This window comes from Pseudoalteromonas sp. NZS71 (genome assembly GCF_015864715.1).
Taxonomy (GTDB): domain Bacteria; phylum Pseudomonadota; class Gammaproteobacteria; order Enterobacterales; family Alteromonadaceae; genus Pseudoalteromonas; species Pseudoalteromonas arctica.
In genome coordinates, this window is the sequence record NZ_JADYWS010000001.1 from 15,328 (window position 1) to 38,164 (window position 22,837).

Consider the following 22,837-nt stretch of genomic DNA (forward strand, 5'->3'; position numbering starts at 1 on the left):
CTACTTAAGCAACTACCGCCTCACGGTCGTGTTCTTGTTTAAACTTACAATACACTTTATTGCGGCCAAACTGTTTTGCTTTGTATAACTGCTTATCCGCTTGGTTTACAAAGCTTTCCAATGAATTAGTACTTTTAAATTTTGCGACACCAATACTTGTTGTCACATTAATAGCAAGGCCGTCAATGTCAAATGTTGTATTTTCAAAACGTGCTCTTATTTGTTCAGCGGTATTAAGTGCGGCCTCTTCATTAGCAAAAGAGCTAAATAAAGCAAACTCTTCACCGCCTACTCTAAATACGTACCCTCTACCAAGCACAACTCTTAGTAAAGTGGCCACTTCGATAAGTACTTGGTCACCGACACCATGACCATGCTCATCATTTATCTGCTTAAAAAAGTCTAAATCGAGTAAAAACAAATATAGCTGTGACTTATCTTGTAGTTCAACTTCAAAGTAGTGGTTCATTGAAAGGCGATTACCTGCACCCGTTAGCGGATCAAGTAATGCTAAATTTTTAAGGCGCTTTGAAAAATGTGAGCGGCTCCCTTCAAAAACATGAGAAATCGCCCAAATACTAAAATAAGCACAGATTAAATTAAGAGATAGGTTAAAATTTTCAAAGGGGGCAAGTGTAGACTTACTCCCTAAAATAAACACTTGGATAACTAATAAATTTGCAGAGAAAATTACACCGTATTGTTTACCTAATAACAGGTAGTACAAAATAGGTAATGCAAACGACCATACAAACACAGCATTACGAGGCGATGCTAAAGATGTACCCAAAATAACAATTAGCGTTATGAGCACACACATTATCAAGGATTGCCAAAACTGTAGTGGACGGCGTATAAGTGAAATATAAGTAAATATACAATAAATAGAAAAACAGATTTCGATATAGCCAAGCAATGGAAAGTTATTTACGGTTAAATTAAAACCCGCAAATCCTACCGATAAAAAACCAAAACAAAGACACATTCCTCGCAGAACGTCTTTTCTTAATGATTTAGTGCTATTAAGGGCGGCGATATCCATTCTAATCACTTAATAAAAATAAAAGTAAGTTTAACGTGAAAATACAATTTAACAAGCTTTGTTGATATAAAACCATGTAGATACAACCAGTTATTTACCTTTTAGGGATAATGTAGTGTATTTTAGGAACACGTTTAGTGCTTTTACTTTTCTAGGTAGCTTTAAAAGCTAGCCACCTAGCATTGATAAATTAGTCGTAATACCTGTATTGCCTTGGTGTAAAAGGTGAGTTGGCTTTTTGGTTTTAATATAACGAGATAGCAATGCCATTAATTTACTGTTTGAACTGTCGTTCATATATTCTCTTAGCGAAATACCCTCTTCAGAAAACAAACACAAGTGCAGGTTCCCTTTTGCTGTAACCCTTAATCGGTTACAGGTACTACAAAAGTCGTTGCTGTAAGGCATGATCAAACCAATTCTGCCTTGATAATCAGGATGAGCAAACTCTTGAGCAGGACCTGCTGATGCACTACGCGCAACTTGCTGCCAACCCGTTTGCAATAGCTGAGTTTTTAAAACTTGCCCAGATACATGGTTAGCATCAAAAAAGGCTTTGTTGTCGTTTGTTTGCATCAACTCAATAAAACGAATAGTAACGGGACGGTGTTTAACCCAATTTAAAAATGTATCAAACTCTTTCGCGTTGTATTGCTTCATCAGCACACTGTTTATTTTTACCGAATCAATACCCGTTTCAAGCGCAGTATCAATACCTTTCATTACTGAGGTAAATTTGTCATGCCCAGTAATGGTGTTAAACATGCGCGGATCTAAGCTATCAATACTTACATTAATGGCGTTTAAGCCCGCATCTACCCAGTCGTGGATATTCTTATGAAGAGAAAAACCATTGGTAGTCATTGCAATTTTTTTTATGCCCGCGACATCTTTTGCCGCGCGAACAACATCTATAAAGTCTTTTCTAAGAGTTGGCTCTCCGCCAGTGATCCTTACTTTTTCAATACCATGGTGCGCAAACGCTTTAAGCGTATTGCTAATTTCATCAATTGTGAGAAAACCACGGTCTGGCCCCCCCTGATAACCATCTGGTAAACAATAAACACACTTAAAATTACATACATCAGTAATAGACAAACGTAAGTAACTAAACTCTCGCCCTGTTGGGTCGATTAGCATAAATAAACCTTAACTAATATCAACAAGTAATAATAACCTAATACCAATTTGCAATAATACTTAATCATTTAATTAAGCGAATTGGTATAAACAACGCTACTTATTGATACATAAATAATAATTACATAAATATATTTAATAACTAAAAAGGGCTGCATAAAGCACACCCCTTTAGTTATTTTTGTTTTACGCTTCTAAGCCTTTTTTAAGTTCGCTTGGCTTCATTGGTAGGTCACGTAAACGCACGCCTACTGCATTAAATACAGCATTACCAATCGCAGGAGCCACCCCTATAACGCCAGGTTCGCCTAAACCAACTGGAAATTCATCGCTTTGTAAAAATTCAATGTCAATATCTGGCACGTCTTGCATTCTTAGCGGTAAATAAGTATTAAAGTTAGTCGCTGATACCTGTCCATCTTTATACGTATTTGATTCATGCAATGCAAGGCTGCTGCCCCATAGTAACGACCCTTCAATTTGCGCTAGTGCGCCATCTGGGTGAACTATTAAGCCCGCATCTACAACAACATAAAGCTTTTTAAGCGTTATTTTACCACTATCACGGTTAACATGAACATGCGCTGCGGTTGCAAGCCATGCTGGCATAGTACGTTCTTGCCCTGAGCTTACAGAAAAGCCAATGCCTTCATCTTTAGCTAATTTAACAGAAGCTACTTTGTCTGACACTGTTTTAAGCACATTACGTAAGCGCAGTGCTCCACCTACACTCTCAGGTGCTTTTCCTGCTTGCTTGCCTTTACCGTCTAACATTTCAATTCTAAATTGAACTGGATCTTTGCCTTGCTTATGGGCAATTTCATCAATAAACGACTCAAGACTCCAAGCAATCCAACCTGGCCCTACTGAACGTAACCAACCTGGAGTAAAGGTGCTTTGTGCAACTTCGTTATTAATAGCGCGTGCACGATGACTGCTCATGCTATACCAATGATCAGCGCCCGATGCCGAAAATGCATCAAATTTACCTTTACCATCAACACCCGGTGATAAAAACCCTGGTGCCATTGCTTTAGTAGGCCAACCTGCAGCAAATGCATGCTCTAAACCAGTAAAAGTACCATTTTTATCAAACGACGCTGTCATTTTTGCAGCAGATGCAGAACGAGACTGATCGAATAAACTATCGTCTGCTCGTGTAAATACCAGCTTTACTGGTTTACCTACTGCTTTTGCAGTTAGAGCTGCAGGTACAGTCCAGTCACCAAATAATCGACGACCAAAACCACCACCTAAATAATAAGGACGAATAATTACTTTGTTTTGTTCTATATCGAGTGCTTTAGCAAGCGCTGGTAACGTAAGTGACTGCCACTGGTTACCTGTATGAATAATCCAATTTCCGTCTTTAAATTCTGCAACCGCATTTAATGGCTCTAGCTGATAATGACTCGCTGTCGCTGTGGTATACATTGATTCTAACGACTCACTGGCGTCTGCTTGAGTTTTCTTTATATCGCCTTGATCAACAAATAAAGTACCCGAGTCGCGTTGCTCGCATAATCGCTTACCTTCTTTTTGAATATCAGCTTCAGATATATTTGCTGACTCACCCTTTTTGTAACTCACCTTTAAAGCATCTACTGCTTTAATGGCACTTGGGTAACTATCAGCTAATACAACAACCCAGCCTTGCACTGTGTTACTAGGGTCATTTAAAATTTCATAGCCTTTGTAACCTTTAATAGCTTTTGCTGCACTATCGTCAACGTTTGTTACTGTGCTGCCATAACGGGTTGGCGGTATTACTGGTCGCGCGTACAGCATGCCTTCAACTTCTACATCTATCCCGTATACTGCGGTACCATTTGTTTTGGCTGGTATATCAAGCGCTTTAAAGTCTTGTTTAAGCCCAGTTAAATGACGTTTATTAGCAGGTTTTAGTGGAAGGTTTGCAACTTCATCGCTGGTAAATGTACGATTAAACTCGCCTTTTTTAACTATGTCAGCATAACTAACCGATTTTTCGCCTGCAATAATATAGCCCTTTTCAGCACGACATTTGTCTGCAGGCACGCCGAGCATTTTAGCTCCGGCTTCTATTAATGCAATTCGACCCGCAGCGCCGGCTTGAGATAATGGCTTGAAGCTTTGAAATACAGACCACGAACCACCCGTTACCATAAAGCCCCATTTTTCATGGGTATCTACGTAGGTAATTGATACTTTATCCCAATCACATTCAAGCTCATCAGCCACAATGCGCGCAAGAGCAGTACCAATATGTTGACCCATTTCAGCTTTTGCAATACTTACTTCTACGGCGCCGTCGGTGCTCATAGTCCACCAAATAGTGGGTGAAAAAGCTTGTTGCGCAATTGATTCTTTTGCACTGAGCGAACCCGAAAATAACGCAGGGGCAAACGCCATGACTAAACCTGCGCTAGCAGTGCCAATCATAAACGAACGACGATTTAAATTAACGGTTTCGCTATTTTTTTGAAATAATTTTTTCATTATCGGCTCCAGTTAAGCGTCTTGTGCATTTGGATCAAATATATTTACTACACTTTGTGACTCATCTGCAGCGCGTTGAATAGCCGTTTTAATACGTTTATAAGCCATACAGCGGCAGTAGTTACCATTCATATGGCTTACTATTTCTTCATCTGAAGGACTTGGATTAGCTGCCAGCAAAGTAGCAGCTTGCATTATTTGCCCCGATTGACAGTAACCGCACTGTGGTACTTGCTCTTCAACCCATGCTTTTTGAAGTGGGTGTTCGTTATTAAGCCCTTCAATTGTGGTAATGTTTTTTCCTGCAATTGCGCCAATTGGTAAAACACATGAGCGAGTTGCTTGCCCATCTAAATGCACCGTACACGCACCACACATTGCAATACCGCAACCAAACTTCGTCCCTTTTAATCCAATTTCATCACGAATAACCCATAACAATGGTGTATCTTCACTTGCGTGTGATTCAACCACCTTGCCATTAATTGTAAACGTCACCATAGCTTGCCCCTTGATTAAGCTTTATAACCTGTGTTTAAATTATCCAATTTAAACACAGGTTATAACAGTTAAGATTGTTGTAACTACTAATCCATAACACATATAGTTACCGCATCAGCTACATTAACAGCTAAATACCATAACCACTGCACTAAAGCGTTAGCGCAGCTAAAACTTATTTTGCCCTACTAATACTTTTTCACTCATTTTTAGCTATAAAATTACTTAGCTGCTTTTGAGTATCTATGTCTAAACTCGCACTACGTAAACTAATTGTATTGACGACCTCACTGCTGGAGCGCAGTAATTGCTGTGCACCTCTATCTGAAGTTAAGCTTGCAAGCTGAGATAAATCAACCACTGGGAATATAGCGGGTACACCTAAACGCTCGCCATAGTTTGCGCACCAGCGCGATGGATTACGTGTAAAACCAGTAACTAGCTCACTTAAGTGCGCTACTTTTAGCTCAACCTGATCCGCGAGCATAAATAAAATCCCATCAAAGGACTTATTTTTAAACACAGTTTGAGAAGCTGTCGCGATTGAATGACCCAAACCTTGGCTCCATTGCTTGTTCTCAATCAGCTCTATGTTTTTATAACCTGCCAGTGCTTGCGCTACTTCTTTATGCCATGCCCCGGTAACTACATACACGGGCGTGTCATCAAGTGCATGCAGTGTATTTACAGCATGCTCAATCATTGTTTTGCCAAAGCCAATATCAGCTGTTAATTTACAGCCGTTAAAGCGAGATGATTGACCTGCGGCTAAAACAACTTTTGCAATTAGCACGGCTCTTGCCCCCAATGACTTAGTGATTGGGCATCTTTATCACACAGCACTGCATGTATTTCGCTGATCAGCGATAGTGCAATACTCTCTGGCGAGTCGCCGCCTAAATTTAAACCGACAGGCCCAAAAACAGGAGACTTAATTTGTGAAACACGCGTATTTGCGTGCTCTAAAACTTGTTCACGTCTGTGCTTAGGACCCAATAACCCTATGTATTTAAAAGGAACATCTTTAAATTGAGCCAACGTACTCGCGTCGAGCTCAACGCTGTGAGCCATTAAAATAGCAGCATCTACTTTATTAGTTATGCAATATTCTTTTAACTCACTCGGTGTGAAGCGCAAAATAGCATCAGCATTTTTAAAATATTGCCTTTTTGCATTGGCAGCACGTGTATCCCATACAGTTACACTCCAACCAAGTTGTTTGGCAAATGTATAAACCGGAACTGCATCTGCGCCACCACCCACTATTAATAAATGAGGCGGCGGATAAATAGAAGTTTGCAAGCACGTAGCGCCTTGTAATTCTACCAACTGCGCTTTGCGGTTCATTGATAAACCATGTAACTCATCATTTTGCGTAAATACACCACTGCCGGCTGGCAAAATGGGGCTTACTTGTTGAAGGTATCGCCCTGGTTTATTCTCATTAAGTGCTTTAGATACAAGCTCTAGCTGTAAATAGTCATTAGCTTTGTGAATGGGCTGCAGTAAAATGTGTACTATGCCCCCACAACCAATGCCAAGTTGAAATGTTAAATCGTCTTCATCGGTAGCATCATAACTAATGGTTTTACTGGTTAAAGTACTCATTACTTGTTTAGCGTGGCGCTGTATGTCAGCTTCTAAACAGCCTCCCGAAAGCATCCCCAAGCGCTCGCCTAGGCTCGAAATAAGCATCATAGCCCCTAGTTTTCTGTAGCTAGAGCCTTCAATTTTGTACAAAGTAGCTAAAACCCATTCTTGGTTGTCCCTATTGAGATACCAAGTGTTTAAGATACTTTTCAAATCTGTAACCATATATTGCCCTTTAAAAAGCATTTTTTGCGTTTAAAAACAAACCAGCCTAAACAGCTAATTTAAAACTTAATAATTCACGCACAATTTAGTTTTCTATTATATCGTTTAAGGTCTCAATTAACTCATCAAATTGATCATTAACGCTTTGGCGTTGTTTATCATTTAGAGTTAGGTTTAATTCGTAGAGTAAATTTATATATAAATTTAAGTTTGCTTCATTGCTTTTCAATAGTGCGTCGCTCATATAAAGTTCGCGCTCTTTAATAACCGTACTTAACTGATTTATAAATTCTTTTTTTGTAATTTCAGCATTTTTGAATACCTGTTTGGCTGCATTCAAACGGTTTTGCTTATACTCTAACCACAGCGCTCCTGAGTCTCTATGTTGCTCATTAGTTGATTTAATCAGCGCTTTTTGTTGTTTATTAAGCTTGCCTATCCACTGCTCGTAGTATTCAAATTGCTCTTCCAAACGCTCACTTTTTCGCTCAAGCGGGGTTTGTTCGTTAAACTCTTCGCGTTCGTCGTTAATTTTTATTTGGATATTGTTTAAAAGCTCACCTCTTTGCTCACTTGATAAGGTTGCCCCAAGTTCAGCTAAAGGCAGCTTTGCGTATCCAAGTAGGTTCTGCCAATGTTGTTTTGCAAGCACAACCTGTGTTTTTAATTGTTTAGCCTCCAATGTTTGGTTAAACAATACTTTTATATTTTGTATGTCTTGTCTGTAGGCGGGTAACTGGGTAGTTCGGTGCCAATTTTGTGTTGTTGTAATTATGTTTTTTAGCTGTGTATTTTGCTTTTTATTTAAATCAACATAATCGTCAACCCAAAACGATGAAAGCCAACTCAAATTATTGTAAGTAAAAGATGCCGAACAACTACATAAAAACAACATACTTACAGCAAGGCATATCTGTTTTAGTTTTTTTGCTTTGAAATTATTAAGCATAACCTTCTCTATTATTTAGATTGTGGCAAAGCTCAAAACTCATTTGATAATAATTATCATTTAAGTATTGACTTGCATTTAGATCTAACTGATAATCGTTCGCACAAACACAGTGTAACGACCTCAGTGCCTACGGAAGAATATTCAGCAAGGATGCTGACACATTAAAAGAAGATCGTGCCGCTTCGTGTTATTACTTACTCGACCCAAGTAATAACATCAAATATCACATTTACTTGCTACATTGCTCATATTAGTGACGGTTAATATGACTCAAAAAAGCCCTAACGGGCTTTTTTTATCTCTTTAAATTTTCTATAAAATCTGTATCTTACACTTCTTAAACTCGTTTACTTACCTTAAAAGCCCACCGCGCTATTATTTACATTTTATACGCACGATCTGATAAGGTATCGCCTTGCGTTTGCGCTAAAGCTGGCGTAAAACATAACAGTAGACATCCTTTTTTGCATCTATTTATAATAACCGATTTAGTCTCTACTTAAATGCATTGAGTATTAAACGTTTAAAATGCGCAAATAGTGCAAAAATTTAATAATTTAGCATTTAACTAAAGTCTGTTTACCTTTCGGGATTAAAACTTGTTCTATTTAGGCGCTATTTAATCGCGGCAAGATATACTGGCCCTAAAACCTATCGTAACTATTACTAATTGGAGACATTAATATGTCACAGTTTAATTTGAAAGCACTCGTTCTTGCTGGCGTTTTACTTGCCAGCCCTTTCGCTCATGCAACATTAGAAGATGGCATAAGAGCAGCTAACGAAGGTGAATTTGCAGTCGCCCTAAAAGAATTTCAATACCTTGCCGATAAAGGTTTTGCGCCAGGAATTTACGAACTAGCTAAATTATACGAAGGTGGATACGGTGTAACACGCGATTACCGCAAAGCTGCTGCGCTTTATCAACAAGGCGTTAAAAAGAACCATCCGGATTCAATGTTTGCGTTAGCTGTTTTATACGACGAAGGTAAAGGCGTAAAGCTTGATCACCAAATGGCTGTTACCTTATTTGAAAAAGCAGCCAATAAAAACCTGCCTGCGGCTCAGTTTAATTTAGGTGTAATGTATTCTAATGGCGTGGGCGTTACGCGAGATTATGAAGCGGCACGCAACTGGTACGAAAAAGCGGCTGCAAACAATTACTCTTTAGCACAATTCAATTTAGCCCTCATGTATTTTGAAGGGCTAGGTATGCCAAAAGATTTAGAAAAGTCATACATTTGGAATACTATCGCTGAGTACAACGGCAATATGCAAGCGAGTCATAGCCGCAAACTTGATGAGCGTAAAATGCTGCCTAAAGAAATTGAAGAAGCTAAAGAAAAAGCCGATGCCATTTATGCAAAAATACAAGTGGGTACTTATGCTGGCGAAGGTCGCTTATTTTAAAGTCTTATTTTAAAGTTTAAGAGTTTAAGACCTTAGTTTGAAACTAATCTAAAAAAGGCTGAATTACATAACGTAATTCAGCCTTTTTAATATCTTGATTTAGCAGATTCAAAATCTATTCAACTTTACAAAATCAACATACTCTTATTTTATGTAAAGCCACTTTAGTAGCTTAATAAGAAGTTTGCTTTGTTTTAGCAGCATAACAATACGAGGATTAAACGAGCCCGATACTAACGTGTTTTTAGCATGGCTAAACGTTAAAAACCCTTCTATGCCATGATAATGCCCCATTCCTGAATGCCCTACACCACCGAAAGGGGCATCGTCAGCAGTTACTTGCACTAACGTATCGTTTATCGCTACAGTGCCACTGATTGTTTGCTTCATAATATATTCTTGAGCGTGCTTATCTTGCCCTAAAATATAAAGCGCTAACGGGTGGTGATGGGCTTTAATATAGTCAATTGCGCTGTCGAGCTTGTCATAACTCATTATTGGTAGTATTGGGCCAAATAGCTCATCTTGCATAAGCTGCATTTCGTCAGTAACTTGAGTCACTAAGTGCAGCCCCATACGATGTTTTTGCTCATCTTGCTGGTTTTGCTCAAGTGGCTTAATAATGTTTGCGCCAAGCTCTTGGGCTTGCTCTAAGTAGGTTGCTAAACGTTTATAGTGTGCATCGCTAATAATAGAGGTTAAGTTTTTACCTTCAACACCGTCTTTAAAGTGCTTTTTATAAAGCTCGCATAATTGCTGAACCAACTGATGCTCAAGCTCTTTGGGTACAAATACGTAGTCGGGAGCAACGCATATTTGCCCTGCGTTGGCCATTTTTCCAAACAGTAAAGCTTGCGCCGCTTTTTTAATATCGGCATTTTGCGTAATAATAACTGGCGATTTACCACCGAGTTCAAGCGTTACTGGTGTTAAATTACGGCTCGCTGAAGCCATTACTAATTTACCAACGGCCGATGACCCCGTAAATAATAAATGAGCAAATGGTAGTGATGAAAACTGCGCGGCTACGTCGCTACCGCCTTGTATTATTTTGCAATGCGCTTGCATGTCGTCTTTAAATATTTTTTCGATAACGGCGTTTGTGTGAGGTGTAAACTCGCTTAATTTGAGCATAACTCTATTACCGGCAGCTATGGCGGTAAGCACAGGTACTAACGCTAACTGAATCGGGTAATTCCACGGTGCAATAATACCAACCACACCTTTAGGTTGGTAATTAACACTTACTTTTGAAGGCCACAAACTTAAACCTACAGAGCGATTACTTGGCTTTGCCCATTTTGGTAGCTTTTTGATAATGTGCGCGAGTGTTTGAACCGTAGGCAATATATCGCCAAGTAGAGTATCGAAAGCGGTTCTGTAACCAAAGTCTTTTGAAGCAGCATCCACTAGCTCTTGCTCAAGTTCAACAATACGTACACGGAGTTTTTTTAATAAAACGAGACGTTTATCAATTGGCAAGTAAGGTGTTTCGAGAAAGCTTTTTTGCAATTCATCAAATAGGGGAATTAAAGGCATTGCCTGTGATGTGTCGGTGCTCAAAATAGATTACTCAATTTTTAAAGTTACCGCAGACTATAACCTTGTTCTGTTTTTCGAGCAATAACACTAATTATCTAAAAAAGAGCTTCTTGAGCAATATAAATAAGTATAAAGAGTAGCTTTGTTTAAAACTGTAAATATAAACAAAGCTACTGGTTGGAACTAATTTAGTACAGCTTTAAAAGCCAAATACTTGCGCTGCAATCGTCATTGTTACCAGCGTAATTAATACAATAGCCACAATATTTAGCACAAAGCCGGCTCTTATCATGTCGCGCATTTGAATTTGCCCTGAGCCAAACACAATAGCGTTTGGTGGTGTTGCTACAGGCATCATAAATGCGCAACTACACGCAATAGCAGCAGGAATAACCCATACAAGGGGTGAACCTGTTATCGATTCAGCAACAGGACCTAATAACGGTAAGAAACCTGCAGCGGTTGCTGTATTGCTTGTAATTTCAGTTAAAAATGTAATTAAAGCAACCACAACAAGTACGCTCATAACAAGAGGAATCGCACTTGCGCCTTCAATCATGTGAGCAATAAACTCGGCAAGACCTGACGATTTAATTTGAGATGCAAGCGTAAGTCCGCCCCCAAACAATAGCAATACGCCCCAAGGCACTTGTGAGGCGTTTTGCCAATCAAGAATACGCTCATCACTGCCTTTATTAGCAGGCATTACAAACAGCAGTAATGCAGCAGCAATTGCAATTGTAGTATCTGAAATTTTAAGACCTGTTATATCACCCAATAAAGGTCTAAATATCCAGCAAAGTGCAGCAAGCACAAATACAAACAATACGCCTTTTTCTGCGCGTTGCATTATTCCAAGCTTTTTTAACTGTTCAGAAAATACCGCTTTGGTATCAATTTTTTGATCGTTTTTAACATTAGCATCTACTTTATACGCAAATTTGGTAAGCCAAACCCAACTAATAATAAGCATACTTAAAGACAGTGGTACGCCTACAATCATCCACTGAGCAAAGCCTATTTCAATTTGGTAACTGTCAGATAGGTATGCAGCCATTAATGCATTAGGCGGTGTACCAATTAAAGTAGCAATACCACCAATGCTTGCACCATAAGCAATTGATAGTAGCAATGCTTTGCCAAACCCTTCATTACTTGGGTCTGATTGCTTAACCAAATTGGTAATTGAAAGTGCAATAGGCAACATCATTACGGCTGTCGCAGTATTAGACATCCACATAGATAAAAATGCAGTAACAAGCATCATAGCTAAAATTTGTAAACTTGGTTTTTTACCCGCATATAACATGGTGCTTAATGCAATACGTTTATGTAAACCCCAACGCTCCATAGCAATTGAGATTAAAAATCCGCCTAAAAATAAAAAGATTAACGGGTGTGCATATGGCGCAGCCACACTTTTTATTGCTGCTATGTCAGCCAGTGGTGATATTACCAGTGGTAGCAATGCAGTTGCCGGAATTGGTACAACTTCACTTACCCACCACGATGCCATCCAAAACGCTAAACCTGCGGTTTTAAATGCCGCAACCGACATTCCTGTTGGCGGATCAAGTAAACATGTTAATAGCATTACTAAAGGGCCCAGTACTAAAAAAAGCCATTGAAAATGTCTGTTCTTATCTGGTTCTTGCGTCAATATATTATCTGTCATGGCTAGCCTCTAAAACTTGTATTTAAGACCAAGCGCAACACTGCTGTCGTCTTGTTCTTCTAAATTAAGATCGGTATATAAAAGATAAGCTGTAGTTTGCTTATCAAATACATAATCAAGGCCTGTGCTCCATTGCGTTGCCTCAGATGCTTGACGAAGAGTTGAGTCATCTTTACCAAATTGAATTTTTGGCACCCACTTATCAAGTGTATAACTGGCACTTAATACGTAACCATTGCCCGACTTTGTGCCATCTACTGATTCTGAATGTTGGTATAACGCACCAAGTTGTAATTGTTCGAACTTATAAACAACAACAAGGCGGCTTGCTTTTACATTGTTAAGTGAATCTACATGACTGAACGACACATAATATGAAGTACTTTTTAAATTACGGTCGCCATAAATAAGCGTAGCAGCAAAGCCTGCTTTATCGTCTTTATTGTCATCTTTTGGCGCATAAGTAAATGAAAACTGCGTATTATGCCAATAGTTTGAGGTGTAAGTTATTGTGTCACCGAGGCGGTCTTGACCTGCAATAACCTGTGCCATATCGGCTTGAGTTTCGTTAAAGTTATCGAGTTTACCTTCAGAGTATTTAAAGCGAGTGTCGTTACGACCTACAACAACTTCACCAAAAGCACCTTTTAAACCTAAGTAAGTATTACGTGCAGTAAAAGGCTCTTGCGTATCATCTTCTTCAAAACCTTTAACTTGTACCTCATATTTAAAAACAGCACTTAAATATTCGTTAAGTTTATGATCGCCCTTAATACCAATACGCGAGTATGGCGCTTCAATTTGAGTACCCTCTTCGGCATAACGCATTATGCCCGTATCAGTACTGGCAATTTGTACTTCGGCTTTACCGTATACAGCGTACTCTGCAGCAAAAGATGTGTGTGAAAATGTAGCTAAGCAACCATAGGATAGAAATAAAATACAGGTGTGTGTAGTTTTTGTCATCGTGTGCCCTAATTATTAGAATCTACTTGTTGTAGCGCTAATAAGGCAACTTTACTGCCAAGTGTATAAAAGCAATCTATTTCAATAGCTTACTAAAATAAGTCGTTTAATTTAAATAAAAGCGTGTGAATTACCACACATAAGAAAGTGGGTCTTGTCACCAAACCCACACATTTAGTCAGTAAACATATCTCTATTAAGATTGTATTTACTCATTTTATCGTAAAGTGTTTTACGAGCAATTTGCAGTGTTTCCATGGTGTTTTTAATACTGCCGTGGTTTTGCTCAAGCGCGTACTCAATAAGTGACTGCTCATAAAAAGAGACTTTTTCAGATAAGCTTAAATCGGGAGATAAGCCACCTAATTGTTGTGTTTTAACTTCAGCAAAGGCAAGTTCGGCACCAAGTAATACAGCTCGCTCTGCTTGATTTCTTAGCTCTCTCACATTGCCCGGCCAGTCATAGGCAACTAACCGCTGTTGTATTTCGTAATTTACTGCCGCCGGCGGCTTATGATAGCGAGTTGCAGCAATAGAGCTAAAGTGTTTAAACAAAAGTAATATGTCAGCTTTTCGCTCTCGTAATGGCGGAATATTAACGTTAACCAAACTAAGTCTGTAATATAAATCAGCTCTAAAATCACCCTTTTCAACTAACGCAAGTAAGTCTACTTTTGTAGCTGCAACAATTCTGATGTTTAAATCAATTGCTTTGTTATCGCCTACAGGTGTTACTTTTCGCTCTTCTAATACGCGTAATAACTTAACTTGCAGTGCCATTGGAGTGCTTTCTATTTCATCTAAAAAGACCGTACCACCTTGTGCATATTCAAACTTACCTTTTCGACTTTGAGTAGCCCCTGTATATGCACCACTTGCTGCACCAAACAATTCGCTTTCTATTAACTGCTCTGGTACTGCGCCACAATTAATAGCAACAAAATTACAGCTAGAGCGATTACTCTGATCATGTAGATACCGCGCTACAAGTTCTTTACCTGTGCCAGTTTCACCTTCAATCATTACATCGGTTGGGGTATCTATAATTGTGTTTAATAAGTGCATCATGTGTTGCATTTTAGGTGTGTCACCTAGTATGCGTACACCTGGGGCTGAGGTTTTCTGTACAGCCACTTTTAATGCGCGGTTCTCCATAACAAGGCTTCGTTTGTCGCACGCTCGTGCTATGCAATCAAGAAGATGTTCGTTAACTGGTTTTTCAAATAAATCATACGCACCTAATTGCATCGCTTTAACTGCTATCGATACATCAGCGTAACCAGTTAAAAATATTACAGGGAGCTCACTATCAAAAGCCGTTATTTGCTCTAAAAGCGTTAAGCCATCCATGTTCGGCATATTTATATCGCTCAGCACAACTCCAGCAAAGCGCCTATTGAGTTTGCTAAGAGCGGTACTTGCGTCATTAAAGCAATCAACGGTGTATCCTTCGAGAGTGAGCAATTGCTTTAAAGAGTCTCTGATCATTGCTTCATCATCAATGACTATTATGTGATTACATGGAGAGCTGTCAATCATCTTTATTTTCCTGCCTGTTAGAGAGGCTAATTATAAATTCAGCCCCGCCTTCAACTCGATTGTGCGCGCTCAAACAACCATTAAACGAATCTATTATTTGTTTTGATATAGATAAACCAAGGCCTAAACCTTTACTTGATTTAGTACTATAAAAAGGTTCAAATAAATTACCAAATGCATGTTGCTCAATACCAGAGCCAGTATCTAAAATCGACAGTTTTACGCGCTCTTCAAAACACTCCAGCTGAAAACTTAAGTTACGAATAATTGCGCCATTCATAGCTTGGCTAGCATTAGTAATTAAATTAACGAGTACTTGTTCAAATTTAAGCGAATCGACCCACACAACGACTGTTTCATCAAATTGAGGTGGCTCTACTTGTACGTTATCTTGCTTTAACTGCGCGCTAGAAATCATTAATGCGTTATTAACAAGCCCTGCAAGAGGGTAAGGTCTGAGCTGCATTTTGGAAGGTTTACTAAAATGCTTTAACTGACCTACAATTTGGTGCACTCGATTAACTAATCCCTCAATCACTACTAAGCTTTCACCAAGTGCTGAAGTATTTCCTTTAGCTAATAAACGCTTTGCCGAAGCTAAATAAGTATTAATAGCACTGAGCGGCTGGTTTATTTCGTGGTTAATTCCTGCACTTAGCTGTCCTATTGTCGCAAGCTTTGCAGACTGCACTAAAGCCGTTTGTACTTTTTCCAAAGCCTGAGTGCGCTCAAGGACTTCAAGTTCAAGGCTATGTCTGGAGTACACCAGCTTTTTATAACCCGCAAACCGAGTTAATAAAATATAACTAATAATAATAACTAAGCTACAGATAATAAATACCCAAAATAAGCGAGGCAGTTGAGCTGAATTAACTTTTGTTATATCAACGAGTACGTTCATTGTGGCATTAAAATATCGTAAAGGTCTTTGCGACATTACGTAAAGTTTTTTATCTATTTTTAAATGTTTAATACCTTCATTAGAAAATTGAAACTGCTTTATATACAAAGGCTGATGATCTAAATAAGCCCGACGAGATTTAATATCTCTGCGCATCGTTATATCAAGCTCAGTGAAGCTGTTTAATCGCCACATTTGCATATCTGACATTGCAATTACCTCATCTGCAAGCTGCAAAAAAAAGTGACTACCCTTTGAAGTATTTAGAAGCTCTCTGTCATCCTCAAATTTACTTACATTCACTTTTAACACAACAACACCAATGGCTTTATTGTCGCGATATACTGCTTGTGAAAAGTAAATACCACGCTCTTTAGAGCGCATGCCTAATGCAAAGTACGCTACTTTTTCGCCTGCAAATGCACGTTTGAAATAAGGTCTAAACGCAAAGTTGCTACCTAAAAAAGTATAATCTGCTTGCCAATTACTACTGGCAATAACTTCGCCTTGAGTATTTAGAACAAAAATATCTGAGGCACCACTGGCTTGTTGAATATCAGCAAGGTAGTTATTAATAGCGTTATAGTGCTGTGGCTGCGCATCTACAAAGTCTATCATTAACGAGTTATAGGTAAGTAACTGGGGAATAGCAGAAAAACGAGCAAGCTCAGTATCAATATAGTTATTTAATTGCGTAACTTGGCGCTCAGCCTGGTAGGTTGCTTGCTCAACATCATGAGAACGACCAAGCCAAAACGTAACAACTAATATAAGTACGAGTAACACACAAACAGTAATGATTTTTTTAGAAAAAGAAAACATGAAGAACTCGCAAAAAATAGCCAAGAAAATTTTAGGGCGCTAGTGTAACGGCTAATCTCTAGCAGAGATATAAACTTTTTGTTAACAACAGTTTTAAAGTGTTTAAAAACAAAAATCGCCGTAAACAACTATGTTTACAGCGATCTGTTTAGCATTAAATTAAAAAACAATTAATTTGTAGCTAATGTTGATCTATTTTTAACATATTTATATAAGCCAATTAACGACGCTGCAATCCAAAATATCTCGATTACAAAGCTCGCTAAATTAAAGTTATAACAAAGGCTAATTAACAGTAAAATTGCCCCTGTTAAATTCATCATATTATACGTTAAGCTAGCTGGAGATGTTTTACCTAGCTGCAGTAAAAAAAATGAACCAACTACTAAAAAAGTACCTGTCATGCCTATGATGTCAAATAAGAGTGCTATCACGAAACTATCCTTTATCCATTTTTAAATAACCCAATAAACTGGCCCGATCCATGGGGAGGGTATTTTTTCATTCATTGAAACAGCAAACCGGGCGATTCTATCAATATGGTAAATTCTAACAAGGCCATATGTCCGCATGCACAAGGCTTTATACTTATTCGCTTAATTAAGTATTATTGCGGTTTAGTATTACTTCATATACCTTATTTAAAGGTTACTTTGCCGCCAATTATTTTATAGGCAGGCGCACCGCGAATAATCGCTTCTCGGGCAAATGGCCGGCTACAGTTAGGGCAAATACAAGCCTCTGTTGTAAAGTCTTGGCTAATACGCTCTTTAAAGCACTTAACTAATGCTCCTTTCCCCCCTTTTCGATATTTAAATAAAGAGGCTTTACAAGCAGAGCAAAAAATATCAACCGTTTTAGTAGGGCCTTTTTTGTTGGGTTTTGCCATTACGTCCTGCGGTATTATATAAAGAGTAATTAGCAATTATATCAGTTTAGATGGGTAAAGGTTACCACCTCTGACTTAGAATTTAGATACGGCAGACTTAATCTATAAAGGCCCATTAAAATATAGCCCTTATAAAATAAACACATTCTAATCTTTAAAAAAGAAGCGGTTTAACTGAGATGACAATACATTCATATTAAAAGGTTTGACTATAAACCCTGATACCTTAGCTGCAATAACTTGCTTAACTTTATCTGTACTGTCTTCACAAGTAACCATTAAAACGGGAATATCAGCGAGTTCTTTATCTTTTCGAATGTTAGTAAGTAAACTAACGCCATCCATTTTTGGCATATGAAGGTCAGTAATAACCAAATCGAAATGCTGGTTGCGCAGAAATACCAAAGCTTGCAATCCATCAGTTGCTTCAACGATATTGCTATACTCTAGTTTTCTAAGCATATTAATTAATACGTGTCGCATGAGTGGCATATCATCAACAACTAATATTTTCATTAGTTTCTTTACCAAATTGTATAAATGGGATTATATAAAACTACTCTACTCGTAGATAAGGATCAAATTTGGATTTGCTGATTATTTAAATCTTACGGCCATATTCCTAAAATGAGCCCCATTAACGAAAACTGTAAAATATGGTACCCCCCGTTAATTAAAAAAAGCTTTAGAGGGCGTTGCTCAAATATATAACTCAATCCAAATGAACTACTGATCCAAAAAAAGCCGATCACAAAGCCGGTTCCTATACTTTCACCTACGCTTGCATCCTTACCTAAAAAAAGAGATAGCATTAAAGCCGCTATAAAAACTAAAAAAAAACTGCCACCAAATATCAACTTAGGGTTAGCCGATTGTAAATCCAGATCAGTTAAGCCAATACTTTCTAGCCATGCATTTTTAAAGAGAGCTTTTGAATACCATATACCACCAAGCATAAAAGAAGACAGTGCAGCCACTAGTATCGCAAAATAATCAACATCTAAAAGGTTCATACAAACAGCCATATACAAAAAGTGTAATACCGTTTGGTATTAAATATTAACGGTATAAAGATACTCCCAATGTAGTTATAAATAGGGGATTGAGCAAATGGCCTAACTTAAATTAATTTTTGGTATAGAAGGTAATTATAAAAATAAAATTTATAAATCGCCAAATTTTGCATTGGTCAATAAGGCTAAATCAGTTGGCGAGAGTGCTATTTCTAAGCCTCTTTTTCCGGCGCTCACATAAATAGTGTCAAAGAGAGAAGCACTGCTATGAATAAACGTAGCTAGACGTTTTTTTTGTCCAAGCGGACTCACCCCTCCTAAAATATAACCGGTACTAACTTGTACTTTTTGTGGGGCAGCCATAATTACTTTTTTAGCACCACATAGTTTAGCTAACTGTTTTAAATTAACTTGTTGAGATACAGGCGTTACAGCAACAATCAGATGCCCTTCATGTGTTTCAAGTACTAAGGTTTTAAATACTTGTGCACTGTCTAAATTTAACTTTTCAACGGCTTCAAGCCCGTAATGACTATTATTCTTATCGTGCTCATAACTGAGTACTTCAAAGGTTTTTTTTTGCTTTTTAAGCAGATCTATTGCTGGTGTCATGCTGTTTCATCTTTTTTATTCACAGTAACAAAAATTAAGTTTAAAGCAAAAAAAACGACGCTAAAAGCGTCGTTTTTTTGTTCATAATAATTTAAATTTATTTAGTTAAATCATCAAAAAACTTTTTAACACCGTCAAAAAAGCCTTGCTCTTTAGGACGGTTTTTAGAGCTATCTGTGCCCATGCTTTCATCTAACTCTTGAAGTAGTTCACGTTGACGCTCGTTAAGATTAACTGGCGTTTCGATTACCACTTTACAAATTAGATCGCCTTGGGCACCACTGCGTACAGACTTAACACCTTTGCCACGCATACGGAACATTTTGCCCGTTTGAGTTTCAGACGGTATTTTAAGTTTTGCACGACCATCAAGTGTTGGCACCTGAATTTCGCCACCAAGGCCTGCTGTAGTAAAGCTAATTGGCACTTCACAATATAAATTATTCGCTTCACGTACAAATATTTCATGTTCACGAACCGACACTTGCACATACAAATCGCCCGATGGCGCGCCATGCATTCCGGCTTCGCCTTCACCCGTTAAGCGGATACGGTCACCTGTATCAACGCCAGCTGGAATTTTAACTGAAAGCGTTTTAGTTTTTTCTACGCGGCCTTGTCCATGACAGCTGTTACAAGGATCTGAAATAATTTGACCTTGTCCCTGACACGTTGGACACGTTTGCTGAACAGCAAAGAAACCTTGGCGCATTTGCACTTGGCCAGCACCATGACATGTAGTACATGTTTTAGGTTTAGAACCCGCTTTAGCACCACTGCCATCACATGGCTCACAACCAACCCATGTAGGTACTTTAATTTCAACTTCTTTACCACGAACAGCTTCTTCTAAGCTTAAGTCCATGTTATAACGTAAATCAGATCCACGTTGTTGACGAGATTGACGTCGACCACCGCCGCCACCAAAAATATCACCAAATACGTCGCCAAATACATCACCAAAGTCGCCATGTCCGCCACCAAAACCACCGTGACCACCGCCACCACCTTGTTCAAAGGCTGCGTGACCATGTTGGTCATACATTTGACGTTTTTGATCGTCGGTTAGTATTTCGTACGCTTCTTTAACTTCTTTAAATTTTATTTCGAGATCTTTATCGCCTGCGGTACGATCTGGATGATATTTCATCGCTAAGCGTTTATACGCTTTTTTTATGTCTCGCTCACTCGCATCTTTGCTTACGCCGAGGACTTCGTAATAATCGCGTTTTGACATATCTATCACACTACTCTTTTCTGTTTACAGCGTAAGCTGCAGGATAAATCGATAAATCGCATCGATTTATCATTGAATTTTTAAACCTTGAATACATGCAAAAGGCGCGACAAGCTATTGCTCGCGCGCCTCAATTGTTCATCCTAACCTAAACACCTAACTGAGTTAAGTGTTTTTGGCTAGCGAGAAGCGGTAGCAACAATTACTTGTCGTCTTTCACTTCTTCGAACTCTGCATCAACAACGTCGTCGTCTTGCTTAGTTGACTGTTGTTCGCCAGCGTCTGCTGAACCTTGCTGTGCTTTCGCTTGAGCAATTTCCATTAGTTTTTGAGACTTTTCAGCAAGAGCTTGAGTTTTAGCTTCAATCTCTTCTTTATTGTCGCTCTTAATTGCAGCTTCTAAATCTACAACAGCAGCTTCAATTGCTTCTTTGTCTTCGTTTGGTAATGCATCGCCAGCTTCTTCAACTTGCTTACGTGTACCGTGAACTAAAGCGTCAGCTTGGTTACGAGCAGCTACAAGCTCTTCAAACTTTTTATCGTCTTCAGCATGTGCTTCTGCATCACGAACCATCGCTTCAATTTCGTCATCGCTTAAGCCTGAAGATGCTTGAATCGTAATTTTTTGCTCTTTACCTGTATCTTTATCTTTAGCAGATACATGTAAGATACCATCGGCATCAACATCAAATGTTACTTCGATTTGCGGTGTACCACGTTGTGCTGGACGAATACCTTCTAGGTTAAATTGACCTAGAGATTTATTGTCGCTTGAACGTTTACGCTCACCTTGAAGTACATGGATTGTTACAGCAGATTGATTATCTTCAGCTGTTGAGAACGTTTGCGATTTCTTAGTAGGAATCGTTGTGTTTTTCTCAATCAGTGCAGTCATTACTGAACCCATTGTCTCAATACCTAGAGATAATGGAGAAACGTCTAGTAATAGTACATCTTTAACGTCACCAGCAAGTACACCACCTTGAATCGCTGCGCCTACGGCTACTGCTTCATCAGGGTTAACATCTTTACGAGGTTCTTTACCGAAGAACTCTGCAACGATTTTTTGTACTAAAGGCATACGTGTTTGACCACCAACAAGAATAATGTCGTTGATGTCGCTTACTGATAAATCAGCATCAGCAAGTGCACGTTTAAGTGGCTCAATTGTTTTAGTTACTAAATCTTCAACTAGTGACTCAAGCTTAGCACGTGTTAGTTTCACGTTCATGTGCTTAGGACCAGATGCATCAGCAGTTACATACGGAAGGTTTACTTCTGTAGACTGTGCAGATGAAAGTTCAATTTTTGCTTTTTCAGCAGCTTCTTTAACACGTTGCATTGCAAGCGGATCATTTTTAAGGTCTAAGCCTTGATCTTTCTTGAATTCAGCTACTAAGTAGTTGATTACGCGGTTATCGAAATCTTCACCACCTAAGTGAGTGTCGCCGTTTGTAGCAAGTACTTCAAAAGTGTGCTCGCCTTCAACTTCATCAATTTCAATGATTGATAAATCGAAAGTACCGCCACCTAAGTCATATACTGCAACTACGTTTTCGCCACGGTTTTTATCCATACCGTAAGCAAGTGCCGCAGCCGTTGGCTCATTGATAATACGTTTAACTTCAAGACCCGCAATACGACCAGCATCTTTCGTAGCTTGACGTTGTGAATCATTAAAGTATGCAGGTACTGTGATTACGGCTTCAGTTACTTCTTCACCTAAGAAGTCTTCAGCTGTTTTCTTCATTTTTTTCAGTACTTCAGCAGAAATTTGTGGTGCAGCGCGTTTTTCGCCGCCCGCTTCTACCCATGCATCGCCGTTATCAGCTTTAACAATTTTAAACGGCATGATGCCGATATCGCGTTGTACTTCTTCGTCTTCAAAACGACGACCAATTAAACGCTTAATTGCAAATAATGTGTTTGTCGGGTTAGTAACCGCTTGACGCTTAGCAGATTGACCTACTAATGTTTCGCCGTCTTGCGTGTAAGCAATAATAGACGGGGTTGTGCGATCGCCTTCCGCGTTTTCAATAACACGTGCTTTGCCACCATCAAGTACTGCAACACAAGAGTTTGTAGTACCTAAATCGATTCCAATAATTTTACCCATGAAACTTCTCCAACTTCAATATTCGTTAATACGTTCGATGACATAGTAAATAGGGATGCGCCAAACTTATTTCAACTGTAAAAATGAAAAAAAATTCATTTTTTGTGATTTATTTACAAAATAACCCTAATAATTGTAAGGAATGATGATTTTTACACCGCTGGAGTCGCTTTTAATTACTGGTCTG

Annotated in this window: 20 protein-coding genes; 1 reads left to right on the plus strand and 19 read right to left on the minus strand. The window is 38.7% G+C overall.

Annotation, left to right across the window (positions count from 1 at the left end; all coding sequences use genetic code 11):
- Positions 1-4 precede the first annotated feature (4 nt).
- From I6E85_RS00060 to I6E85_RS00090, 7 genes are all read right to left on the minus strand, one after another.
- Entirely contained in the window at positions 5-1,042 is a 1,038-nt protein-coding gene (locus I6E85_RS00060; RefSeq protein ID WP_197236437.1) for a GGDEF domain-containing protein, read from the minus strand.
- Positions 1,043-1,210: 168 nt separating this feature from the next.
- Positions 1,211-2,182, minus strand: coding sequence for a GTP 3',8-cyclase MoaA (gene moaA, locus I6E85_RS00065; RefSeq protein ID WP_170071385.1), 972 nt, complete (start codon positions 2,180-2,182; stop codon positions 1,211-1,213).
- A 186-nt stretch (positions 2,183-2,368) separates the two neighbouring features.
- Positions 2,369-4,660, minus strand: a complete 2,292-nt coding sequence (locus tag I6E85_RS00070) for a xanthine dehydrogenase family protein molybdopterin-binding subunit (RefSeq protein ID WP_101217026.1) — start codon at positions 4,658-4,660, stop codon at positions 2,369-2,371.
- 12 nt (positions 4,661-4,672) lie between these two features.
- Positions 4,673-5,161, minus strand: a complete 489-nt coding sequence (locus I6E85_RS00075) for a (2Fe-2S)-binding protein (RefSeq protein ID WP_007582016.1) — start codon at positions 5,159-5,161, stop codon at positions 4,673-4,675.
- 199 nt (positions 5,162-5,360) lie between these two features.
- Positions 5,361-5,954: a nucleotidyltransferase family protein gene (locus tag I6E85_RS00080; RefSeq protein WP_024591793.1), complete on the minus strand. Its 594-nt coding sequence runs from the start codon at positions 5,952-5,954 to the stop codon at positions 5,361-5,363.
- Complete coding sequence (locus I6E85_RS00085) at positions 5,948-6,976, minus strand: XdhC family protein (RefSeq protein WP_024591794.1); 1,029 nt, start codon at positions 6,974-6,976, stop codon at positions 5,948-5,950. The genes I6E85_RS00080 and I6E85_RS00085 overlap by 7 nt, the downstream gene beginning before the upstream one ends.
- An 85-nt stretch (positions 6,977-7,061) precedes the next feature.
- On the minus strand, positions 7,062-7,925 hold the full coding sequence (locus I6E85_RS00090) for a DUF6279 family lipoprotein (protein ID WP_024591795.1): 864 nt from the start codon (positions 7,923-7,925) through the stop codon (positions 7,062-7,064).
- Between the two features lie 687 nt (positions 7,926-8,612).
- Between I6E85_RS00090 and I6E85_RS00095 the strand changes: the two genes are divergently transcribed.
- Complete coding sequence (locus tag I6E85_RS00095; protein WP_007582012.1) at positions 8,613-9,338, plus strand: tetratricopeptide repeat protein; 726 nt, start codon at positions 8,613-8,615, stop codon at positions 9,336-9,338.
- 144 nt (positions 9,339-9,482) lie between these two features.
- Here I6E85_RS00095 and I6E85_RS00100 read toward each other — a convergent pair whose 3' ends face one another.
- From I6E85_RS00100 to dnaK, 12 genes are all read right to left on the minus strand, one after another.
- On the minus strand, positions 9,483-10,901 hold the full coding sequence (locus I6E85_RS00100; protein ID WP_024591796.1) for a coniferyl aldehyde dehydrogenase: 1,419 nt from the start codon (positions 10,899-10,901) through the stop codon (positions 9,483-9,485).
- Positions 10,902-11,079: 178 nt separating this feature from the next.
- Positions 11,080-12,555, minus strand: coding sequence for a DASS family sodium-coupled anion symporter (locus I6E85_RS00105; RefSeq protein WP_024591797.1), 1,476 nt, complete (start codon positions 12,553-12,555; stop codon positions 11,080-11,082).
- 9 nt (positions 12,556-12,564) lie between these two features.
- Positions 12,565-13,521: a porin gene (locus I6E85_RS00110; protein ID WP_024591798.1), complete on the minus strand. Its 957-nt coding sequence runs from the start codon at positions 13,519-13,521 to the stop codon at positions 12,565-12,567.
- A 174-nt stretch (positions 13,522-13,695) separates the two neighbouring features.
- Complete coding sequence (locus tag I6E85_RS00115) at positions 13,696-15,060, minus strand: sigma-54 dependent transcriptional regulator (protein ID WP_024591799.1); 1,365 nt, start codon at positions 15,058-15,060, stop codon at positions 13,696-13,698.
- The gene (locus I6E85_RS00120) at positions 15,053-16,783 is read right to left on the minus strand and encodes a cache domain-containing protein (protein WP_024591800.1); all 1,731 of its coding nucleotides are present in this window, start codon (positions 16,781-16,783) and stop codon (positions 15,053-15,055) included. The genes I6E85_RS00115 and I6E85_RS00120 overlap by 8 nt, the downstream gene beginning before the upstream one ends.
- Positions 16,784-16,953: 170 nt before the next feature.
- Positions 16,954-17,217: a hypothetical protein gene (locus tag I6E85_RS00125; protein ID WP_010553937.1), complete on the minus strand. Its 264-nt coding sequence runs from the start codon at positions 17,215-17,217 to the stop codon at positions 16,954-16,956.
- Positions 17,218-17,420: 203 nt separating this feature from the next.
- Positions 17,421-17,672: a hypothetical protein gene (locus I6E85_RS00130; protein WP_007585454.1), complete on the minus strand. Its 252-nt coding sequence runs from the start codon at positions 17,670-17,672 to the stop codon at positions 17,421-17,423.
- Positions 17,673-17,819: 147 nt separating this feature from the next.
- Positions 17,820-18,188, minus strand: coding sequence for a response regulator (locus tag I6E85_RS00135; protein WP_010553939.1), 369 nt, complete (start codon positions 18,186-18,188; stop codon positions 17,820-17,822).
- Positions 18,189-18,280: 92 nt separating this feature from the next.
- Positions 18,281-18,685 (minus strand): DUF1761 domain-containing protein, encoded by a 405-nt coding sequence (locus I6E85_RS00140; RefSeq protein ID WP_024591801.1) that lies wholly within the window; start codon positions 18,683-18,685, stop codon positions 18,281-18,283.
- Positions 18,686-18,835: 150 nt separating this feature from the next.
- Positions 18,836-19,297, minus strand: a complete 462-nt coding sequence (ybaK, locus tag I6E85_RS00145; protein ID WP_024591802.1) for a Cys-tRNA(Pro) deacylase — start codon at positions 19,295-19,297, stop codon at positions 18,836-18,838.
- A 97-nt stretch (positions 19,298-19,394) separates the two neighbouring features.
- Positions 19,395-20,534, minus strand: coding sequence for a molecular chaperone DnaJ (gene dnaJ / locus I6E85_RS00150; protein WP_010553942.1), 1,140 nt, complete (start codon positions 20,532-20,534; stop codon positions 19,395-19,397).
- 202 nt (positions 20,535-20,736) lie between these two features.
- Complete coding sequence (gene dnaK / locus I6E85_RS00155) at positions 20,737-22,650, minus strand: molecular chaperone DnaK (protein WP_024591803.1); 1,914 nt, start codon at positions 22,648-22,650, stop codon at positions 20,737-20,739.
- Between the last annotated feature and the right edge of the window lie 187 nt (positions 22,651-22,837).

Coding starts and splice junctions, on each gene's coding strand:
- I6E85_RS00090 (WP_024591795.1), bottom strand. CDS start 7,925: ATGCTTAATAATTTCAAAGCAAAAAAACTAAAACAGATATGCCTTGCT.
- dnaK (WP_024591803.1), bottom strand. CDS start 22,650: ATGGGTAAAATTATTGGAATCGATTTAGGTACTACAAACTCTTGTGTT.
- I6E85_RS00105 (WP_024591797.1), bottom strand. CDS start 12,555: ATGACAGATAATATATTGACGCAAGAACCAGATAAGAACAGACATTTT.
- I6E85_RS00135 (WP_010553939.1), bottom strand. CDS start 18,188: ATGAAAATATTAGTTGTTGATGATATGCCACTCATGCGACACGTATTA.
- moaA (WP_170071385.1), bottom strand. CDS start 2,182: ATGCTAATCGACCCAACAGGGCGAGAGTTTAGTTACTTACGTTTGTCT.
- I6E85_RS00060 (WP_197236437.1), bottom strand. CDS start 1,042: ATGGATATCGCCGCCCTTAATAGCACTAAATCATTAAGAAAAGACGTT.
- dnaJ (WP_010553942.1), bottom strand. CDS start 20,534: ATGTCAAAACGCGATTATTACGAAGTCCTCGGCGTAAGCAAAGATGCG.
- I6E85_RS00110 (WP_024591798.1), bottom strand. CDS start 13,521: ATGACAAAAACTACACACACCTGTATTTTATTTCTATCCTATGGTTGC.
- I6E85_RS00140 (WP_024591801.1), bottom strand. CDS start 18,685: ATGAACCTTTTAGATGTTGATTATTTTGCGATACTAGTGGCTGCACTG.
- ybaK (WP_024591802.1), bottom strand. CDS start 19,297: ATGACACCAGCAATAGATCTGCTTAAAAAGCAAAAAAAAACCTTTGAA.
- I6E85_RS00120 (WP_024591800.1), bottom strand. CDS start 16,783: ATGTTTTCTTTTTCTAAAAAAATCATTACTGTTTGTGTGTTACTCGTA.
- I6E85_RS00095 (WP_007582012.1), top strand. CDS start 8,613: ATGTCACAGTTTAATTTGAAAGCACTCGTTCTTGCTGGCGTTTTACTT.
- I6E85_RS00085 (WP_024591794.1), bottom strand. CDS start 6,976: ATGGTTACAGATTTGAAAAGTATCTTAAACACTTGGTATCTCAATAGG.
- I6E85_RS00070 (WP_101217026.1), bottom strand. CDS start 4,660: ATGAAAAAATTATTTCAAAAAAATAGCGAAACCGTTAATTTAAATCGT.
- I6E85_RS00130 (WP_007585454.1), bottom strand. CDS start 17,672: ATGGCAAAACCCAACAAAAAAGGCCCTACTAAAACGGTTGATATTTTT.
- I6E85_RS00115 (WP_024591799.1), bottom strand. CDS start 15,060: ATGATTGACAGCTCTCCATGTAATCACATAATAGTCATTGATGATGAA.
- I6E85_RS00075 (WP_007582016.1), bottom strand. CDS start 5,161: ATGGTGACGTTTACAATTAATGGCAAGGTGGTTGAATCACACGCAAGT.